18 protein-coding genes and 1 pseudogene are annotated in these 15825 nt (G+C 59.7%); 17 read left to right on the forward strand and 2 right to left on the reverse strand.

What is annotated here, in order from left to right:
• Window positions 1–358 precede the first annotated feature (358 nt).
• From NCO8_RS30240 to NCO8_RS32960, 6 genes and pseudogenes are all read left to right on the forward strand, one after another.
• A complete protein-coding gene (locus NCO8_RS30240; protein ID WP_022565909.1) occupies window positions 359–1003 on the forward strand; it encodes a TetR/AcrR family transcriptional regulator in 645 nt (214 codons plus the stop codon).
• A 96-nt stretch (window positions 1004–1099) separates the two neighbouring features.
• The gene (locus NCO8_RS30245; protein WP_084457614.1) at window positions 1100–1783 is read left to right on the forward strand and encodes a TetR/AcrR family transcriptional regulator; all 684 of its coding nucleotides are present in this window, start codon (window positions 1100–1102) and stop codon (window positions 1781–1783) included.
• 43 nt (window positions 1784–1826) lie between these two features.
• On the forward strand, window positions 1827–2267 hold the full coding sequence (locus NCO8_RS30250; RefSeq protein WP_030204326.1) for a PaaI family thioesterase: 441 nt from the start codon (window positions 1827–1829) through the stop codon (window positions 2265–2267).
• Between the two features lie 8 nt (window positions 2268–2275).
• Window positions 2276–3154, forward strand: coding sequence for an alpha/beta fold hydrolase (locus NCO8_RS30255; protein WP_067488051.1), 879 nt, complete (start codon window positions 2276–2278; stop codon window positions 3152–3154).
• 466 nt (window positions 3155–3620) lie between these two features.
• Entirely contained in the window at window positions 3621–3752 is a 132-nt protein-coding gene (locus tag NCO8_RS32955) for a transposase (RefSeq protein ID WP_369689850.1), read from the forward strand.
• A 272-nt stretch (window positions 3753–4024) separates the two neighbouring features.
• Window positions 4025–4177, forward strand: a pseudogene (locus NCO8_RS32960) (IS3 family transposase); the annotation flags it as partial.
• Between the two features lie 13 nt (window positions 4178–4190).
• Here NCO8_RS32960 and NCO8_RS32695 read toward each other — a convergent pair.
• Window positions 4191–4718 carry a hypothetical protein gene (locus NCO8_RS32695; RefSeq protein ID WP_245655558.1) on the reverse strand — a complete coding sequence of 176 codons (528 nt, stop codon included), beginning with the start codon at window positions 4716–4718 and terminating at the stop codon, window positions 4191–4193.
• A gap of 825 nt (window positions 4719–5543) precedes the next feature.
• Here NCO8_RS32695 and NCO8_RS30265 point away from each other — a divergent pair.
• The 10 genes from NCO8_RS30265 to NCO8_RS30980 all read left to right on the forward strand — a co-directional run bounded on the left by NCO8_RS30265 (window position 5544) and on the right by NCO8_RS30980 (window position 14992).
• Window positions 5544–6278, forward strand: coding sequence for an ABC transporter permease (locus NCO8_RS30265; RefSeq protein WP_019050175.1), 735 nt, complete (start codon window positions 5544–5546; stop codon window positions 6276–6278).
• Window positions 6279–7145: an ABC transporter permease gene (locus NCO8_RS30270; protein WP_067488053.1), complete on the forward strand. Its 867-nt coding sequence runs from the start codon at window positions 6279–6281 to the stop codon at window positions 7143–7145.
• Window positions 7146–7211: 66 nt separating this feature from the next.
• Window positions 7212–8204, forward strand: coding sequence for an MlaD family protein (locus NCO8_RS30275; protein ID WP_022565902.1), 993 nt, complete (start codon window positions 7212–7214; stop codon window positions 8202–8204).
• A complete protein-coding gene (locus NCO8_RS30975) occupies window positions 8201–9217 on the forward strand; it encodes an MCE family protein (protein WP_022565901.1) in 1017 nt (338 codons plus the stop codon). The genes NCO8_RS30275 and NCO8_RS30975 overlap by 4 nt, the downstream gene beginning before the upstream one ends.
• 107 nt (window positions 9218–9324) lie before the next feature.
• Window positions 9325–10245 carry an MlaD family protein gene (locus NCO8_RS30280; RefSeq protein WP_167353357.1) on the forward strand — a complete coding sequence of 307 codons (921 nt, stop codon included), beginning with the start codon at window positions 9325–9327 and terminating at the stop codon, window positions 10243–10245.
• A gap of 2 nt (window positions 10246–10247) precedes the next feature.
• Window positions 10248–11351, forward strand: a complete 1104-nt coding sequence (locus NCO8_RS30285) for an MlaD family protein (protein WP_067645227.1) — start codon at window positions 10248–10250, stop codon at window positions 11349–11351.
• Complete coding sequence (locus tag NCO8_RS30290; RefSeq protein ID WP_247607242.1) at window positions 11351–12439, forward strand: MlaD family protein; 1089 nt, start codon at window positions 11351–11353, stop codon at window positions 12437–12439. Before NCO8_RS30285 ends, NCO8_RS30290 begins: the two co-directional genes overlap by 1 nt.
• Window positions 12436–13392, forward strand: coding sequence for an MlaD family protein (locus tag NCO8_RS30295; RefSeq protein ID WP_084457611.1), 957 nt, complete (start codon window positions 12436–12438; stop codon window positions 13390–13392). The genes NCO8_RS30290 and NCO8_RS30295 overlap by 4 nt, the downstream gene beginning before the upstream one ends.
• A 30-nt stretch (window positions 13393–13422) precedes the next feature.
• Entirely contained in the window at window positions 13423–14055 is a 633-nt protein-coding gene (locus tag NCO8_RS30300) for a hypothetical protein (protein WP_084457612.1), read from the forward strand.
• A gap of 139 nt (window positions 14056–14194) precedes the next feature.
• On the forward strand, window positions 14195–14992 hold the full coding sequence (locus tag NCO8_RS30980) for an alpha/beta fold hydrolase (RefSeq protein ID WP_167353358.1): 798 nt from the start codon (window positions 14195–14197) through the stop codon (window positions 14990–14992).
• A 54-nt stretch (window positions 14993–15046) separates the two neighbouring features.
• On the opposite strand, the gene NCO8_RS31740 is transcribed toward NCO8_RS30980, so the two are convergent.
• The gene (locus NCO8_RS31740) at window positions 15047–15250 is read right to left on the reverse strand and encodes a Rossmann-fold NAD(P)-binding domain-containing protein (protein WP_156910578.1); all 204 of its coding nucleotides are present in this window, start codon (window positions 15248–15250) and stop codon (window positions 15047–15049) included.
• Window positions 15251–15267: 17 nt separating this feature from the next.
• Here NCO8_RS31740 and NCO8_RS31745 point away from each other — a divergent pair.
• Window positions 15268–15825, forward strand: a 558-nt coding sequence (locus NCO8_RS31745; RefSeq protein ID WP_157105181.1) for a hypothetical protein, incomplete at its 3' end; no start/stop codon positions are given.

The raw sequence follows: 15825 nt of genomic DNA on the forward strand, positions 1-15825 counted from the left end.
GGACCGCCGCCGCCCACACCGCACTTCGGACACCGCTTCCAATGATCACTGCTGCAAGGCCAGAGCACTCCCTCTCCGATAGCGCCAGTCTCGAGGCGACGACATCCGACGATGAGGACCCGCGCGTGTTGGTCCTCATCCATTCGTTCGTCGTCAGCCCGGACTTGCACCGGGGCGCCCCGTTGCGAACCACAGGAACGATGGTACTCACCTAGTATGATCGTTTCAATGCCCACGTCAGGGGTTTGAAAGTATGGCGTACGGAGGTTCATTGGGTGCATACTCAACGGGCGACCAACGATCCCTGCCCACATGACACCCGGCGACGTTGCCCGGCTCGAAGGATCCGATCACGACGATGAACTACACCAGGTTGCTTCTGAAGGCCATCGCGGTGATCCGGACACCGTCGCCGTCTGGGACCTCGGAACGTATCCTCGACGCCGGGCTAAGGCAATTCGAGGTTGTCGGGATCAGCCGCACACGGATCGAAGACATCGCTCGTCGCGCACGGCTGGCACGTGTGACGCTGTACCGACACTTCCCGAGCAAGGGGCGCATTGTCGAGGCGGTGATTCTGCGAGAACTCGCCAGGTTCCTCGTTGAGTTGGAAGCAGAGGTGTCAAATCATCAGGATCTCGAGGAGAAGATCGTCGAAGGATTCGTTTTCACGCTGAAGGCAGTACGGGGGCACGCCCTGCTCAACAGGCTGTTGGAGACCGAGCCGGAGTCCCTACTGCCGTTTCTCACGATTGAGGCAGGGGGTCTTGTCGCGACCGCGTCGAACTTTCTGGCCGACCAACTCGCGCAAGAAGTTGATGCTGCCCGCACGGATGTCGAACTTCACGTGGTTTCCGAGCTGACTGTCCGCGTGATCCTGTCGTTCGTGCTGACCCCATCGACCCGCATATCCCTCGATACCCCTGAGGGTGCGCGCCGATTCGCGCGCCGCCACCTCCTGCCTCAGCTGCGTGACGACTCAGTCGGCGGTAGCGCGACATAATGTCAGATCTGTATCGCTGCCCGGCCGCAGAGATGCCGCACCGGTAGAGGACAGAGGGGATGCGCTCCTCGACGAAGTAGCGGCATACTCGTTGTGGTGACGACGAAATCTGCACGTCGCGGCGCGCGATTCTCGGCCCGGGGTAGCACCCGGGATGCCCTACTTGATGCCGCAGAGTTCTGCTTCGAAGAGGTCGGATTCTCGGCGACGACGATGGAGGACATCGCTCGGCAGGCCGGCGTCTCTCGGGCCACCGTGTACCGGCACTTCGCGAACCGTGAATCGGTGGTCTCGGGCGTCGTCCTGCGGACGGCTGGCCGCTACCTCGACGGGATTGGCGGGCCACTCGCCGGACAGCCTGATCTCGCATCTGCCGTGCTGGTCTTCGTAGAGACCACTGTTCACGCCGCCAGCCGAGAGAAGTCGATTTCCGCTCTGTTCGTCAGCGATGATCGCCTCGCTGGAATCGGTCTGACAGAGTCCACATCGGTCGCCCTCTTCGAACTCGTCACCGAGTTCCTGCGACCGGTATTCACCCGTCACCGCGATGACCTGCAGCCGGGGATCTCAATGGACGACGCCGCGGAGTGGATCCTGCGGACGATCCTCAGCCTGCTCACCGTGCGCGGTCCGAGACGACGCAGCCCTGCTGGCCTCCGCGCGTACCTTTGCCGCTGCCTCCTGCCTGCCATCGTCGTACCAGCGTCTACCGAATTGGATGGGCACCGCGGTCACGACGACGTGCAGATCGGCAATGCAGGTGACACAAATCTGCAGTAGTGTCACCTTGGGGCAGGTCAACGCAGAGACGGAGGAGGCTCCGATGGAATTCCCGCAGTTCGACCCCCGAGTTGCTGGGCAGGTGCTCGGCGCAGCAACGGATGTGGGCGGCATCTCGGCTTATCTCGGATTTCGTCATGCCGAACTGAGCGCCGGTCGGTTGATCGCCGAGATGGAGGTGCGAGACGAGCTCCTTACCCCCTTCCGTACATTGCACGGTGGCTGCCTGTCAGCCATGGTCGACCATTGCCTGGGTGTTGTCTTTTATCCGGTGATCCCGACCGGCTGCTGGGTCGCGACAACCGAGTTCAAGATCAATCTTCTGCGGCCGGTCACGGCTGGCGTATGCATCGCCACGGCAGATGTCATTGCCCTGACCAGGCGATCGGGCGTCGCACGCATCGACATCACCAACGACGGCAGGCCAGTGTGCGCCGCTCAGGGAACGGTTACGATCGTCAGCGACGGGGGCGGCAGCTCGTGACGGATGGCATGATCGAGATGCAGGTACTGGCTCGTGACGGAATCACGCTGGCGGCCGACTACTATCCCCATGGTTCCAACCAGCAGGTTGTGATCCTGCTGCATGGAGGTGGGCAGAGTCGTCACGCCTGGACCACCTCAGCGCTCCGCCTGCGCGATCGCGGCTACACAGTAGTTGCATACGATGCACGTGGGCACGGCGACAGTGACTGGGCCCCCGACGGACGATACGACGTCGAGCACCTTGTCGATGACCTGCTCATAATGCGAGAACGATTCTGCACCGAGGACGCGCCCGCGGTCGTCGGAGCATCATTGGGCGGGATGACCGTTCTTGCCGCGCACCTGCTTGCGCCCCCCGAGCTGTGGGGAGCGGTGGTGCTGGTCGACGTGACCCCACGGATGGAGTTCGATGGCGCTCGACGCATCGTCTCGTTTATGTCCGCGCATCCTGACGGATTCGCGAACCTCGAAAACGCTGCCGACGTCATCGCGGCATACAACCCGCACCGCGAACGACCGGTGCGGCTTGAGGGCCTTTACAAGGTACTGCGGCAACGAGCCGACGGTCGATGGGTGTGGCGATGGGATCCCGCCTTCATCACGAGTCGTTTTCAGGCGTTGCAACAGGACGCGTCTGCCGGTGCCGAGCAATTCGACACACTTGTAGAATTGCTCGTCGCGGGTGCGGGTAGAGTCGTCGCGCCGACCCTGCTCGTGCGCGGTGCCCTGTCCGATCTGGTATCGCAGGAGACCGTTGCAGAATTCCTGGAAATTGTGCCGCACGCGGAGACGACCGATGTCTCCGGAACTGGCCATATGGTGGCAGGAGATGACAATGACGCATTCACGCAGGTTGTCACCGACTTCCTCGGACGCACCCTATAGGCCCGATCGCTTCCGGCGGTTGGATGCTGGTCATGGCGTCTTTGCGCGAAACCATTGCCAAGGGAACGACTGCTGACGGGCTGTTCTCTGATTGCAAGAAGGCACATCGCGACTTGCAAGGCCAGGCGGCTGAAGGGTGAGAGGCCCATCAGCCGCATATGACGCTGGCCAGAGATAACGGGAGAGGCGCGGACTCCAGGTCGCTAGCGATGGCCAACTGGCGATAGTGCGCGGCCTGGGCAGCATTGCATGTGCTCTCCGTTCGTCCTACTTGTGCTGGCACCAGCCTTGCCCCTTTGAGCCAGTTCGGGCAGTTTGGAGACCAATCTCAACCGTGTCACAGAATGACGCCGGGCCGTCGGCGAGCCGTCACGGGTTGAGGACCGCCTTGGGCTGTCTCGGAATTCTGTCCGCTGAGTTGTGAGTTTCCAACCGTTCGATGGACGGATCTCCGCTCGTGCCGATGATGTACTCCCCACAATTCCGTGAAAGCGCTGTCGCTCTGGTCGTCGATAAAGGACGCAGGGTCGCCGATGTCGCCCGTGATCTGGAGTCACCGAGGCCACGCTGTAGCGGTGGAACACCAGGCCCGCGGTGAGGCCCCCGGGACATCCATGGACGAATCGGCGCAACTGAGGGCTGCGCTGAACAGGATCAAGCGACTCGAGGAGGAGCTGCGAGCGACTCGGGGTTGGCCGCGAAGGTTTTCGACGACACCACGCTCGGCTCAAAAGGCGGTCCCCGGGTGTCTCGACCTTGACCGGGCAAGGAATCAGCATCCGCACCACCAGCCGTGTGCTCGGCGTGTCCGAGCGCGGCTACCGTCATCACCGCAACCGATCACCCAGCCAACGCCGACTGCGCCACGAGATGCTCGCCGAAACGATCCGGGCTATCCATCTGGCCTCCCGTGGCCGCTACGGCGTGCACCGCATGCACGCCGAGCTCACTATCGGCATGGGTATCGAGGTTGGCTCTGGACAGGTGCGCTCGATCATGAAACATCTTGGATCCAGGAGTCGTCGCAACGGCCGGACTATGAAGCGTCCATCAAAGCAGCCAAACGTTGGGCTGGTGTGTCGCAGTCGAGAATTTTTCTGTGGACGGCCGGTGAGTTCCTCGGCGACCTCGGTTCTGCCGCAGAGTACCATTGGTGTCTTTCGTTGCTGCCGCGCTGCCGCAGTGCGCCGGGATCGGCGAAGAAGACGCGAATGTCGGTGGCCATGGGAAAGGGATCGGTGCTCGGCTGTCTCGGCATCCTGGTCCCAAGTCGCGGTGCGGTGGGGGTCGCGGGTAGTTCGGTGACGGCGGCGATGAGGCTGTCGCGGACGACTTCGGCGGTCCGTTCGGCACCGGGGTGTCCGAGGACGAGATAGCGCTTCAGAGTTTCTGGATCGAGGAGCCAGGAACCGGGCCGCTGCCGCGGGAGTTTCGCCTGACGTCGGCTATCGGTGGGTTCATCGGGCTGGAGGCTCGACGCCGCGTCCGACGCCACGGGTGTATATGCGGAGCAAGACGCGATGTTCGATACCTCGAGCTCTTCCGCAACCGGCAGCGGCGTCATAGCGGCATCGGAATGCTGACCTCGATGGAGTACGAGAACGCAACCATCGTGGCGTGAGGTCCACGGCTCCGTGAAACCAGGGTAAGACCAGACCTAGAAGACCGGCCGAGACGGATTCCATCATGGCTGGCGGAAGCACTCGCGCCCGCATGAAGTTTACTGCAGTTTTGCTTACGCCATCTCGGTCACCTTGCGCGAGTGATGATGGGCCAGGTCTTCCCCGGACCGTTCTCCCGGCAGATTCTGCTGTGTATGCATGGAGACGGCCCGAAAATGGAGTTACGGGAAGGCTTCGAGGCGGTCGTGCGGCGATGAAGGGGCATATCGCGGTCGGCGAGACCGCGCTGATGGGTCTGGCGTGTCGGCGAGCTTGCATCCGGTGGAGGTCGCGAGCGACTCGAAATCCATCGCCAAGCGGCGATCGTCGGATCGGATCGCAAGTTTGCGGACCGATTGCTGTCACGCATCCGTTGGAGTCTGATGGTCTATTGACAGGGTGTGACCCAGGACGCATACTCGTACCTCGAGTATCTAGTACTTGCCGTAGCACACATGGAGGTGGCGTGGTCGTGATGGCGCACTTGGCCGCAACTCAGCAAGGCACAGCTTTCCGGCCAACACCAGCCGAGTGCGTCGGGTGCAAGATCGGCCGAACCGATGCGTTCTTTGCGCCCGCCGCGATGTCGGACAACGATGCGAGAGACGAGATGGGAATCTGCCGTGGTGCCTGCGCGTAGCGAGTTGTCGGCGTCGGCCCGAGTAATTCGCGAGAATTTATCCGGAACAGTGGTCTCTGGCCTCCGAACGTTTGGTCGGACTACGCGGATGGCGTATTCAGCCGCGATGGGTGCCGCGAGTGACATTGCCGGATTGAAGTTTCAATGGCGTGAGGCGCTGTATCAATCCTGGTACTTGATTACGGTTACCGCAATTCCGGCAATTCTAATGGCCGTGCCATTCGGGGTTATCGTCTCGGTTCAGGTCGGGAATCTGATCCATCAGATCGGCGCAGATTCGCTGCTCGGTGCAGCCGGCGGTTTGGGGGTAATAAAACAGGGCGCCCCCATGGCGACAGGATTGTTGCTGGGCGCGGCTGGCGCGGCCGCGATCGCGGCCGACTTGGGCGCCCGCAACATCCGTGAAGAGATCGACGCCATGCGAACGATGGGCATAAGTCCTATGCATCGCCTCGTGATTCCCCGGATGGTGGCGATGATTCTCGTTGCACCGATGCTCAATGTCTTGATCATCTTCGTAGGGGTCGTGGCGGGATATGCAGTCGCGGTCGGTCCTCAGGGGGTGACGCCCGGCAGCTATTGGGGAACCTTCGGATCCTTCACCGTAATGGCGGATATCGGCGTGTCGATTGTCAAGTCTGTGCTGTTCGGCTTCATCGTCGTGATGATCGCGTGCCAGCGGGGTCTTGAGGCCAAAGGTGGTCCACGTGGAGTAGCGGATGGCGTGAACGCGGCGGTTGTTCTCTCCGTCGTCTCTGTCGCTGTCGTGAATCTATTGGTCACTCAGTTGGTCTCAATGTTCCTTCCAACAAGGCTGGCATAGATGTCGGAGATGAAGTACACCCCCCCGCGGCTAGTGAAGGCCCGGCGAACAGCGACGTCACTCGGGCACCGTGTCGTTCCGGTGGAGCCTCTAGGTTTCGTCCTCAATTTCATCTGGCAGGCATTGTCGGCGATACCGTTCACGCTCAAACGATATCGAGCGGAGACAATGCGCGCGATCACGGATATGACGTGGGGGCAAGGCTCGATCATCGTGGGCGGTGGAACGGTCCCGATGCTGGTGGTGCTGGGACTGGTCATCGGCGGCTCGGTCGGCGTCGAGTCATTCGCGACTCTAGACCTCATCAGTATGGGGCCGGTGTCAGGCATTGTCTCAGCCTTCGCCAACACCCGAGAGCTAGCGCCGATCGCGGCAGGAGTCGGATTCGCCGCACAAGCTGGGTGTCGTATAACCGCCCAAATCGGATCGATGCGGATCTCAGAAGAGATCGACGCCATCGAATCGCTTGGATTGCGATCGATTCCTTTCGTTGTAACGACCAGGATTATTGCCGGCGCGGTGGCGATCGTTCCGACTTTTCTTATCGCGCTAATCCTCAGCTACGCGGCGTGCCGGACTGTGATCGTCCAGCTGCACGGCCAGGCCGCAGGTGTCTACGATCACTACTTCTATCAATTCATCAGCGGGTGGGATATCACTGCTGCTGTGATCAAAGTTCTGGTATTCGGGACGGCTGTCATCTTGATTCACAGTTATCAAGGGTTCTTCGCGACAGGCGGGCCGGAAGGCGTCGGAATTGCGTCCGGCCGTGCCGTCCGGGCAAGTTTTGTGGCGATCATCGGTCTAGACATGGTATTGACCATCCTCCTGTGGGGTGTCAACTCCGCGATCGAATTCACAGGGTGAGCGCCGATGTCTCGATATGAAATGCCGGGAGTATCGGCAACAAAGCGATCGTCGATTATTGTCGGTATGGTCGCCGTGCTGACGGCACTGTCAGTAGCGGCCGCTTGGACAGTTGGCAATGCGGCCCGCGGCGACAACCGAATGCTTGTGGTGTTGCGCACCGAGAAAATCGGAGACGGCGTCGGCGTGGGAACGCCGGTGCAGTTCGACGGTGTCGGCATCGGTGCCGTCACTGCCATCGGCTCAGGTGATGGGGCGAAACAGGTGACTTTGATGCTTGATCGAACAAACTCGAGCGGGCTCACCGACAGCCTTCTCGTAGACTACTCGCCGTCTAATCTCTTCGGTATCAGCGAGGTTGCGCTGAAACCGGGCGTTGGGGGCACACCCCTGCGAGACGGCGTTGTTATCGACCTGACGGGTCCTCGATCTGACAGGCAGCGAGATGCGACCATGGGTGTACTGATTCGGACAGTCGCGGAGACCACGGGAAGCCTCCTTACCCCGGAACTCACCGACGTGCTGGTGCGGGTTGCTACAGCGGCCCGCCAATTCACGCCACTGATGGAGGCGATTGTGGTATCCGGTCGGAACGTCGCTGAGACACGCTCTGTGCCGGTCTCGGCATTGCTGGAACAGTACGGCTCGATGCTTGTCGGCAGCGCATCGATGATCGACGGCACGGTAGGCCTGATATATCGACTCACCACCATCGAGATTCTGAATAACCAACGCGAACTATTCGACGCCACAGTCAGTGTTGTAGGCCAACGCTTCTTCCCCGCCCTCGCGGGAACGCTATTCACGGCGCAGGCGCATCTGTCAGAATACGCGGCAATGCTCACGCCGATTCTTGCAAGTGGCAGTCGAATGGTTTCGACGCCTGGTGTTTCGAGCATGCAGCTCTCCGAGATACTGTCGCGGCTGGATCGGTCGTTCACGTCGACGCCTAGTGGCCCGGTACTGAGTATCAAACTGATTCTCGATCTAGTTCCCGCGATTGCGGCGTCATCGCCGGAAACGTTGGTTCCGACACCGTATTTCGGGGGTGGTCGATGAACAGGCATGGCAGCCTATTGGTGGTAGTCGCGAAGCTCGCGGTTTCTGTAGTCGTGATCGCAGTGCTGCTCGCAGCAATCGCGCAGACTGTGCAACGCCCGGTCTCAGGAGGGACTAAGCAGTTCTCATCGGAATTCGTCGATGCGAACGGTCTCAAGTCCGGAGACGATGTTCGGATGAACGGTGTCCGCATAGGTAAAGTGCTTTCGATCTCACTTGAGGATGGTCGCGCAATCGTTACGTTCATGGTCGAACGCGATCGGCATTTATACGAGAACACCGTCCTAGCTATACGATATCAGAGTCTGGTGGGCCAGCGTTACGTCGATGTTCAACAATCATCGCCAGTCACTGCGGAGTTGGCGGCAGGCAGTAGGATCGGGGCTTCCAGAACTATCCCGTCATTCGACATCACAGCTCTATTCAACGGGCTGGAACCGGTTCTGAGCGAGTTGTCGCCAGCAGCAGTAAATAAGTTCGCTACTAATATGATCGCCGCTATAGAAGGAGACGGCTCGGGTATCGGTTCGGTTCTCGACTCTATCCAGACATTGTCCAGCTATACGATGGACCGACAGGCAGTGATTACCGCGTTGGTGGCTAATCTGAAAAAGATATCTGACCATCTCGGCGGTCGATCCTCACATCTGGTGCAGCTTGTTTCGGAGCTGTCGGTGGTTGTCTCAACGCTACGTAGCAAGGTGGATGGAATCGTCGAATTCGCTCTTATGGCTCCAGACGTGATCGCGCCGCTGAACAGCCTTCTCGACGCGATTGGGTTGACTCCTGGTAGCAATCCGGACGCCGATACACTGCTGCGGACAATATTTCCAGATCCTCAACAGGCAGTCGAAGTACTCCGAAAACTGCCAGCGATGCTCCAGACCCTGAATAGTTGGATTCCGTCCGATAGTCCTGTCGTGAACCGAAACTGTTCGAACGGGAACGTCGACAGCCCGGATCCTTTCCAGGTGATGATCACGGGACAAAGGATATCGATATGCAAAGGATGATAGCCAAACTAGTCAGCATTGTCGGGAGATTCGCTGGCTGGGCGCCAACGGCTGCCTCATCACGTGATTTGCGGGAATTGCGATGGGGCGTCCTCGGAGCGTTCCTTATGGGTGTCGCGTTGCTAGCGAGCGTTTTGGTGTACGTGGTGCCATTCGGCAAGTCGACGTACTGGGCCGAGATGTCGGAACTCGGGTCCATTAAGGTCGGCGATGACGTCCGTATCGCCGGTGTTCCGGTCGGTGCTGTGAAATCGATTGAGCTGCGTCGAAAGGACGTCCGCGTGAGCTTTACGATTGACGATGATATTTTCATAGGCGATCAGACAAGTCTCGACGTCCGAATGTTGACTCTGATCGGTGGGCACTATCTCGCCGTGACATCAGCAGGGACTTCATCGCTTCGCGCCCCGATACCTTCTGATAGAGTGCATCTCCCGTACAGCCTCGGTCGGACCTTTCAGGACGCAGCACAGCCGATCGCGGATATTGAGGGCGATACCTTACGGCAGAACTTGACTAACATGAACCGCGCGATCGTTTCCGGGCCGGCAGGGATCCAGCGAGCAGTCGATGCGTTCACATCGCTCGTCGAAATTCTCGACCGTCAGAGTCGGGACGTGTCGGAAACGCTTGCGATGGCCGACGAGTACATCAGTGCGATCAATAACTCGAAGGCGATCCTCGGGGAACTGATCGCAAGTGTCAACCTTATGGAGACGGTGGGGCTCGGCAAAAGGGCTGAGATTTTCGAGGCAGTTCGGTTGATGGAACAGCTTCTGTCTCGGATCGCAGCACTCGAGCCGGTGTACCGGTCAAGGCTGGATTCCATCGCCCGAAGTCTGGCCGAGGTCATACCCGAACTGAACCGTCTAGGCGAAGGTATGGGGCAGATCATCACAAGCACTCGGGACTTGATGTCGAGACTGCAGCCGATCGCTTCCTCAGAAGATGGCATCGTTATTGACCAGTCTGCATCGGTTGTCGTTGCGCAGTCGGTTTGTATTCCCGTCCCTGGAAAGGATTGCTAAGGATGAATAGGATTCTGGCCTCCCGCGGCCTCATATCCCTCCTCGGCGTCGGGGCTATGTGCACGATATTGGTTGCTGGGTATTTCGCGGTACTCAACCCTCCGAAGGCGATGCGGCACTACTGCGCAACCATGCCGGACGCAATTGGACTGTACACCGGAAACCACGTCACCATTCGTGGCGTCAGAGTTGGCACGGTGACGCACATCGAACCTCGTGGCGAAGCGGTGCAGGTTGATTTCGAGGTGGACGCCAACCATTCGCCGCGTGGTGAGGTATCGGCCACTACCCTTTCAGACACCATCGTTGCTGATCGCTCCCTGGCTATTCTCGACAACAGCGAATCCGATGCTGAATGGGATCCCCGAAAGTGCATTTCCCGTACTTTGACTCCGAAAAGCATGACACAGACACTCGATGCGTTGGGTGCCCTCGCAGCAGAAATCGACAATGGGAGTGATCCGGAACAGCGCGGGCAGCTATCCGAGGAAATCGCCGCACTCGACAGCTCGTTGTCCGGCACAGGTCCGAAAATGAATGAAATAATCCGTACACTCGACCGGGCGCTCGGCTCGTCCAACGCTGCCGCCGGACACCTCGGAGCCCTCATAGATTCGCTGCACAGCTTGATGAATAGTGTCGCGCGTGGATGGGGAGATATCGAATCCATGATCACCCGTCTGGCGCCGGGGCTGGCGGTGATCGACCACGGAATCTTCGCGCGAACAGTCTCGATCATCGATTCATTGCGAATTATCGTGCCATGGCTGAACGAAATCACCACTATGTTTGGTGACCAAATCCTCCAAGGTCTCGATGCGACAGTTCCCCTCGCGCGCCTCGCCAGCGCGAATATCGGTACAATGAGGGACATTGTCGACATGGCGCCCCCGCTGCTGCAAGCCTTCGGGAACGTAACCGACGCGCACAGCGGTCGACCCGTTCTGACGTATGCAACCCCTAGGGTGGCCATGCCCCAAGCTGATGCTGACCGAATATGTGCCGCGATCGGCCTGGTCGCACAGGGCCGTTGCGATACTGCTGAGGATGGTTTGACGAATGTGTCTCTGATTCCCTTGGTGCTCGGAATGGCGGGTGCGCGATGATGAAACTGCGAGTAGACGCGGTGGCCATTTCTTCCCGGACCCGCCGGACGCAATTCGTGACCGCGGCCGCTGTGGCACTTGTATGCCTTGTCCCCGGCTGCGGATTCGATCCAGCTGCGATTCCTGTCCCTGGGACTGGGATATCGGGGGACCGCTATAGTATCCGAATCGAGTTCGCCAATACGCTAAACCTGCCGTCACAAGCACGAGTGACGGTCGACGGTCTGCGTGCCGGAATTGTCCGCGATGTTGCGGTGATCGATGCCGGGAAAGATAACGACGGATATGTCGTGGTCGACGTGGAAATCATCGAATCGGTGCGGTTGCCTGTTGGAACTACGGCTGAGCTCCGCCAGCCGACCATTCTGGGTGACGTCTCCATAGCGTTGATCACCCCGGAGGCCGGCGGAGGTGGCCTCATCGCGCCGGGCTCCACAATCGATCGAGGACAAACTAAGCCGTTGCTTCAGGTTGAGGACACCATGAACGTCTTGGCGACCTTTGTCCAAGGGGGTGGAATACAGCAGGCTCAGGAGATCATCAACCGCGTGAACTCGGTGCTTCCGGCGGATACACGGGAGACTGCCTCGATCTCGGAAGTGCTGGGTGCCGATATCGAAGACTTGGCACAGCACCTGGATGCTATCGACGGCTTACTGGGTGGACTGCGGGCCAGTACCGATGCTGTCCTGAGCCGAACACCCGAATTGGAGTATCTGCTGACAGATTCTGGAGTGGATCAGGCGGCTGCGTCGATGACGTCCATGATCGGTTTGATCACACTGTACGATGGATTCACGCTACTGACAGATTCCCTCCGATGGATCGGTCCGCTGGCGCAGTCAGGCGACGCGGCTGCCCGTGCTTTTATACCACTCCTTTTCACGTCCCGTCCGTTGGACCTCTCAGCCCCGTCGAACTTGAACAAGATCATTGCGCTGTTGCGCGAAAAGGTCATTCCATTCGTGGAGCACGGACCGAAGGTTAATGTTACCGGCCTTGAGACTGCCGAAGGCTCTCCCGGATCCGAAGCCGACCGGATCGCTGGAATTCTATCGGCATTGCGGATGATCGGAGCAGTGCGATGAAACTGAGTTCGGCACTATCCCTCGTTGCTATCATGTCGGTTTTGATTCTGGGCGTCGGTTATCTCACATTCGGTGTATTGCGAATAGATGTCTTCAGTGACTCGATCAACGTGACGTTGCGTGTTCCCCAGGCGGGAAGTCTGCTAGTGGGTTCACCGATACTCCTACGTGGTGTGAAGGTGGGAGAGATCGCGTCGATAGAGAAAGCTGAACGCGGTGTCGAAATGCAACTAGCCCTCGAGTCGAGATACCGAATTCCGGCAACAGGGACCGCGACAGTCGAAGACCTATCAGGTCTCGGTGAGCCTTATATCGAGTTCGTGCCGAAGAACGGCGCCGGTCCCTACCTAACCGATGGCCAGCGCCTCGACGCGGTGCAAGTAATACTGCCCCGTTCGATTCCAGACGTGGCGCAGACTGTTACGGGTCTGCTTGAACAACTGAATCCGCAGGCGATCAGCAACATCGTCAAGACGTTGGATCAAGCGCTGACGGGAACAGACACCGTTATGCCGAGGCTGGCAGCCTCGACGACACTGTTATCGGAGACGATTCTGAGTAGGTCGCCCGCCATCCGCAGCATCCTCGTCGATCTACAGACGATGGGCGCGGACATGGCTTGGGCCGGGCCCGGGATGGCAGCCGCTGGTCCCTTGTGGGACGAGGCAGGAATGTGGGGTGCTCTCATCGCCGATTCCGTCGCCCGGCTGGCCCGTATCGGCACCATGCCGGACGACTACTTGCAAGGCAACGGCGTCGTGCCTTTCCTCGGCGAGGTCACGGAATATCTCAGCCGCATTGGACCCGACTTGCAAGAATTGGCACCAGCCGTTCAGCCGCTGGCGGACAGCGCGGCGATGTCCATGCCACAGATAGACATAAGCGATTTGATAGCACGTGCTCTCAGCGCGACTGGAGACAGTGCATTGAATGTGCGTATCGGCATCAAATAGGACCGAAACACGCTACCCGAGGAGATATTCATGCCCGTAGAAACCGCTGACAACATCGACGGCCGAGCGGAGACCGTATCCAGTAAGTTGGATATGCCGGCAGAGTCGGTCGTAGCGAACAGGAACCGGTTTGGTCCGGGAAGAACGCTTTCGGTGGACTTGCGCTCGATCATTGTCGGAGCGATAGTGGTAACACTTGTCGTTGGGATGTCTGTTAGCTTTCTGTTGTGGCTCTCTACGAGGAATGAGCTGCGAGAAGCTGACTCCATTGCGTCCGCGGAAAAGAGGGCTGAAGAAGTAGCCTCCGAGTATGCTGTTGGCGCGTCCAATATTGATTATCAGAACTTCGATGGATGGGTACGTAATCTGAAATCGAATACTTCCCCCGCCCTAACGAACAAGTTCGACCTCACTGCCCCGCAACTCAAAGACATTGTACTTCCGCTCAAGTGGAGTTCGAACGCGACCCCCATTGCTGCGAAAGTGAAGTCGGAAGACGCTGGTGTTTATGTTGTGAACGTCTTCTTGAGTGTGACATCGACCAGCGCACAGACCCCGGAGGGCGCGCAAACAACTGTCACCTACACGGTGACGCTAGACAAGAACGCGGATTGGAAGATCACGGATGTCGGCGGTGTTGACATGGCCCTTCCGATCAAGTAGCCGGCGACACTGTCAGTAGCAGGGAACTGAAATTATGACCTCGAAATCTACGATCTTTGTGGCTCCCCGAAAATACACGCTTGAGCGGGACTCTGGGCCTGCTTTACATATCGCCGAGTGGGGATCGACGAGCCCGAGAGTGACAATCATCCTGGCACACGGGCTGGCGCTTTCTCATGGGAGCTGGGAAGACGTCGCACAACTCGTCGTCACGGCGGATCCCACCGTGCGTGTACTCGCCTATGACCATCGAGGACACGGGCAGTCGCAATCTGCTCCAGCGAGCCTGGAGCTTCTCGCCGACGATCTCGCTGCAGTCATCTCCGCATATGCACCCGTCGGCCCGATCGTGCTCGGCGGTCATTCCATGGGCGGAATGACATTGATGGCGTTGGCCGAACGCGACAACATGGTGCTCGAAGCGCGAGTCGTCGGCGTCGCGTTCGTGGCGACTGGAGCCGGAGATATCCTCGGACGACTGATGCGCCGCGGGTTCTGGTCATGGTTGGTATCGCTGGCGTTGACTGTGGCACCGCTTCTCGTGATCCCTTCCCGGCCGCTGCTCATCGTGCGACAGCTGACACGCGCCGTCTTGTTCGGGTACCGCCCATTCCGCCACGACCTGAACCGAGCGGTAGGGCAGCTGGCGAGCAGCAATCCTCGCAGTGTCGCACAGCTGACTCGTTCGATCCTGTCCCATGATCGGTACTCGGCACTGGATCGATTCGACTGTCGTGTCGTCGTATTCGCAGGTTCGCGCGATCTGTTGACTCCCGTTTATCACGCTCGTGCGATACACCGTCGCGTACCAAAGAGCGGCCTGGTCATCTTCCCGAACTCCGGGCACTTTCTACCCTATGAACGCCGCGGTGAGATTGCGGCCCACCTACTGGGATTGACAATGCCAATGGCGTACTCGGACAGCGACGTTGCATAGCGGCATCGGAGGCTCGAGTTCGTCGTAGGCCCAGGCGGTGTCGCCGGACAGCTCTTAGGTCTTGTCCTCATGCCCCTCGGTGGTGACCACAACGGCGATGGCTTCGGTCAGATCCCGGCGCGACGCCGAGGCGACCACACCGTCGCCGGTGCTCGACAGCGGCACACCGGTCTCGCGAACGGTGGGGATGTCGCGGCCGTAGTTCTCGCTGTACCAGCCGTTGCGCAGGATCGTGAACGACACCCCGCTGGCACGCACGCGTCTTCGGTGGGCAGGTGCATGGCCGCGGTCGACAGCGCGGTGTCGTCGGCTTTGAGGCCGCTGGTGTAGATGATCCGCGCGGCACCGGCTTTCGCGACGGCAGCGATCTCCTCGGTGTGCTGGCGGTCGCGGTTGGCCAGGTCGGTGCCCGAGACCAGCACGAACATATTCACCGGCGTAATGGTGGTGGGGTCATCGTAGTCGATGACCGCGGTGTGCACCCCTCGGGCGGCGTGGTCAATGATCTTGGCCAGGTCGCGGGCACCGGCGATCACCTCGGCGGGGTCGGTGCTGCGGTCGAGGACGGCTTCGACGGCTGCTCGGCCGAGGTGACCGGAGGTAACGGTGATGACGATGGACACAGGTCTCCGTTCAGGTTTCGACGGTGGTCAGTTGCTGATGGCGGCTGCGCGATGCAGGTAGCGGCTCTCGCCGATCTGATCGGCGGTGAAGGCGGCGATGCCGGCGCGGGTGATCGCGAAGCCGAGCTTGTCGGTGCCGAAGAACCTGACCGGATATGGCCCTTCGGTGCACAGTCCTTGGGGGGCGATGAACCGCACGATCGTCCAATC

The sequence above is a fragment of the Nocardia coubleae NBRC 108252 genome (assembly GCF_001612805.1).
Classification (GTDB): Bacteria; Actinomycetota; Actinomycetes; order Mycobacteriales; family Mycobacteriaceae; genus Nocardia; species Nocardia coubleae.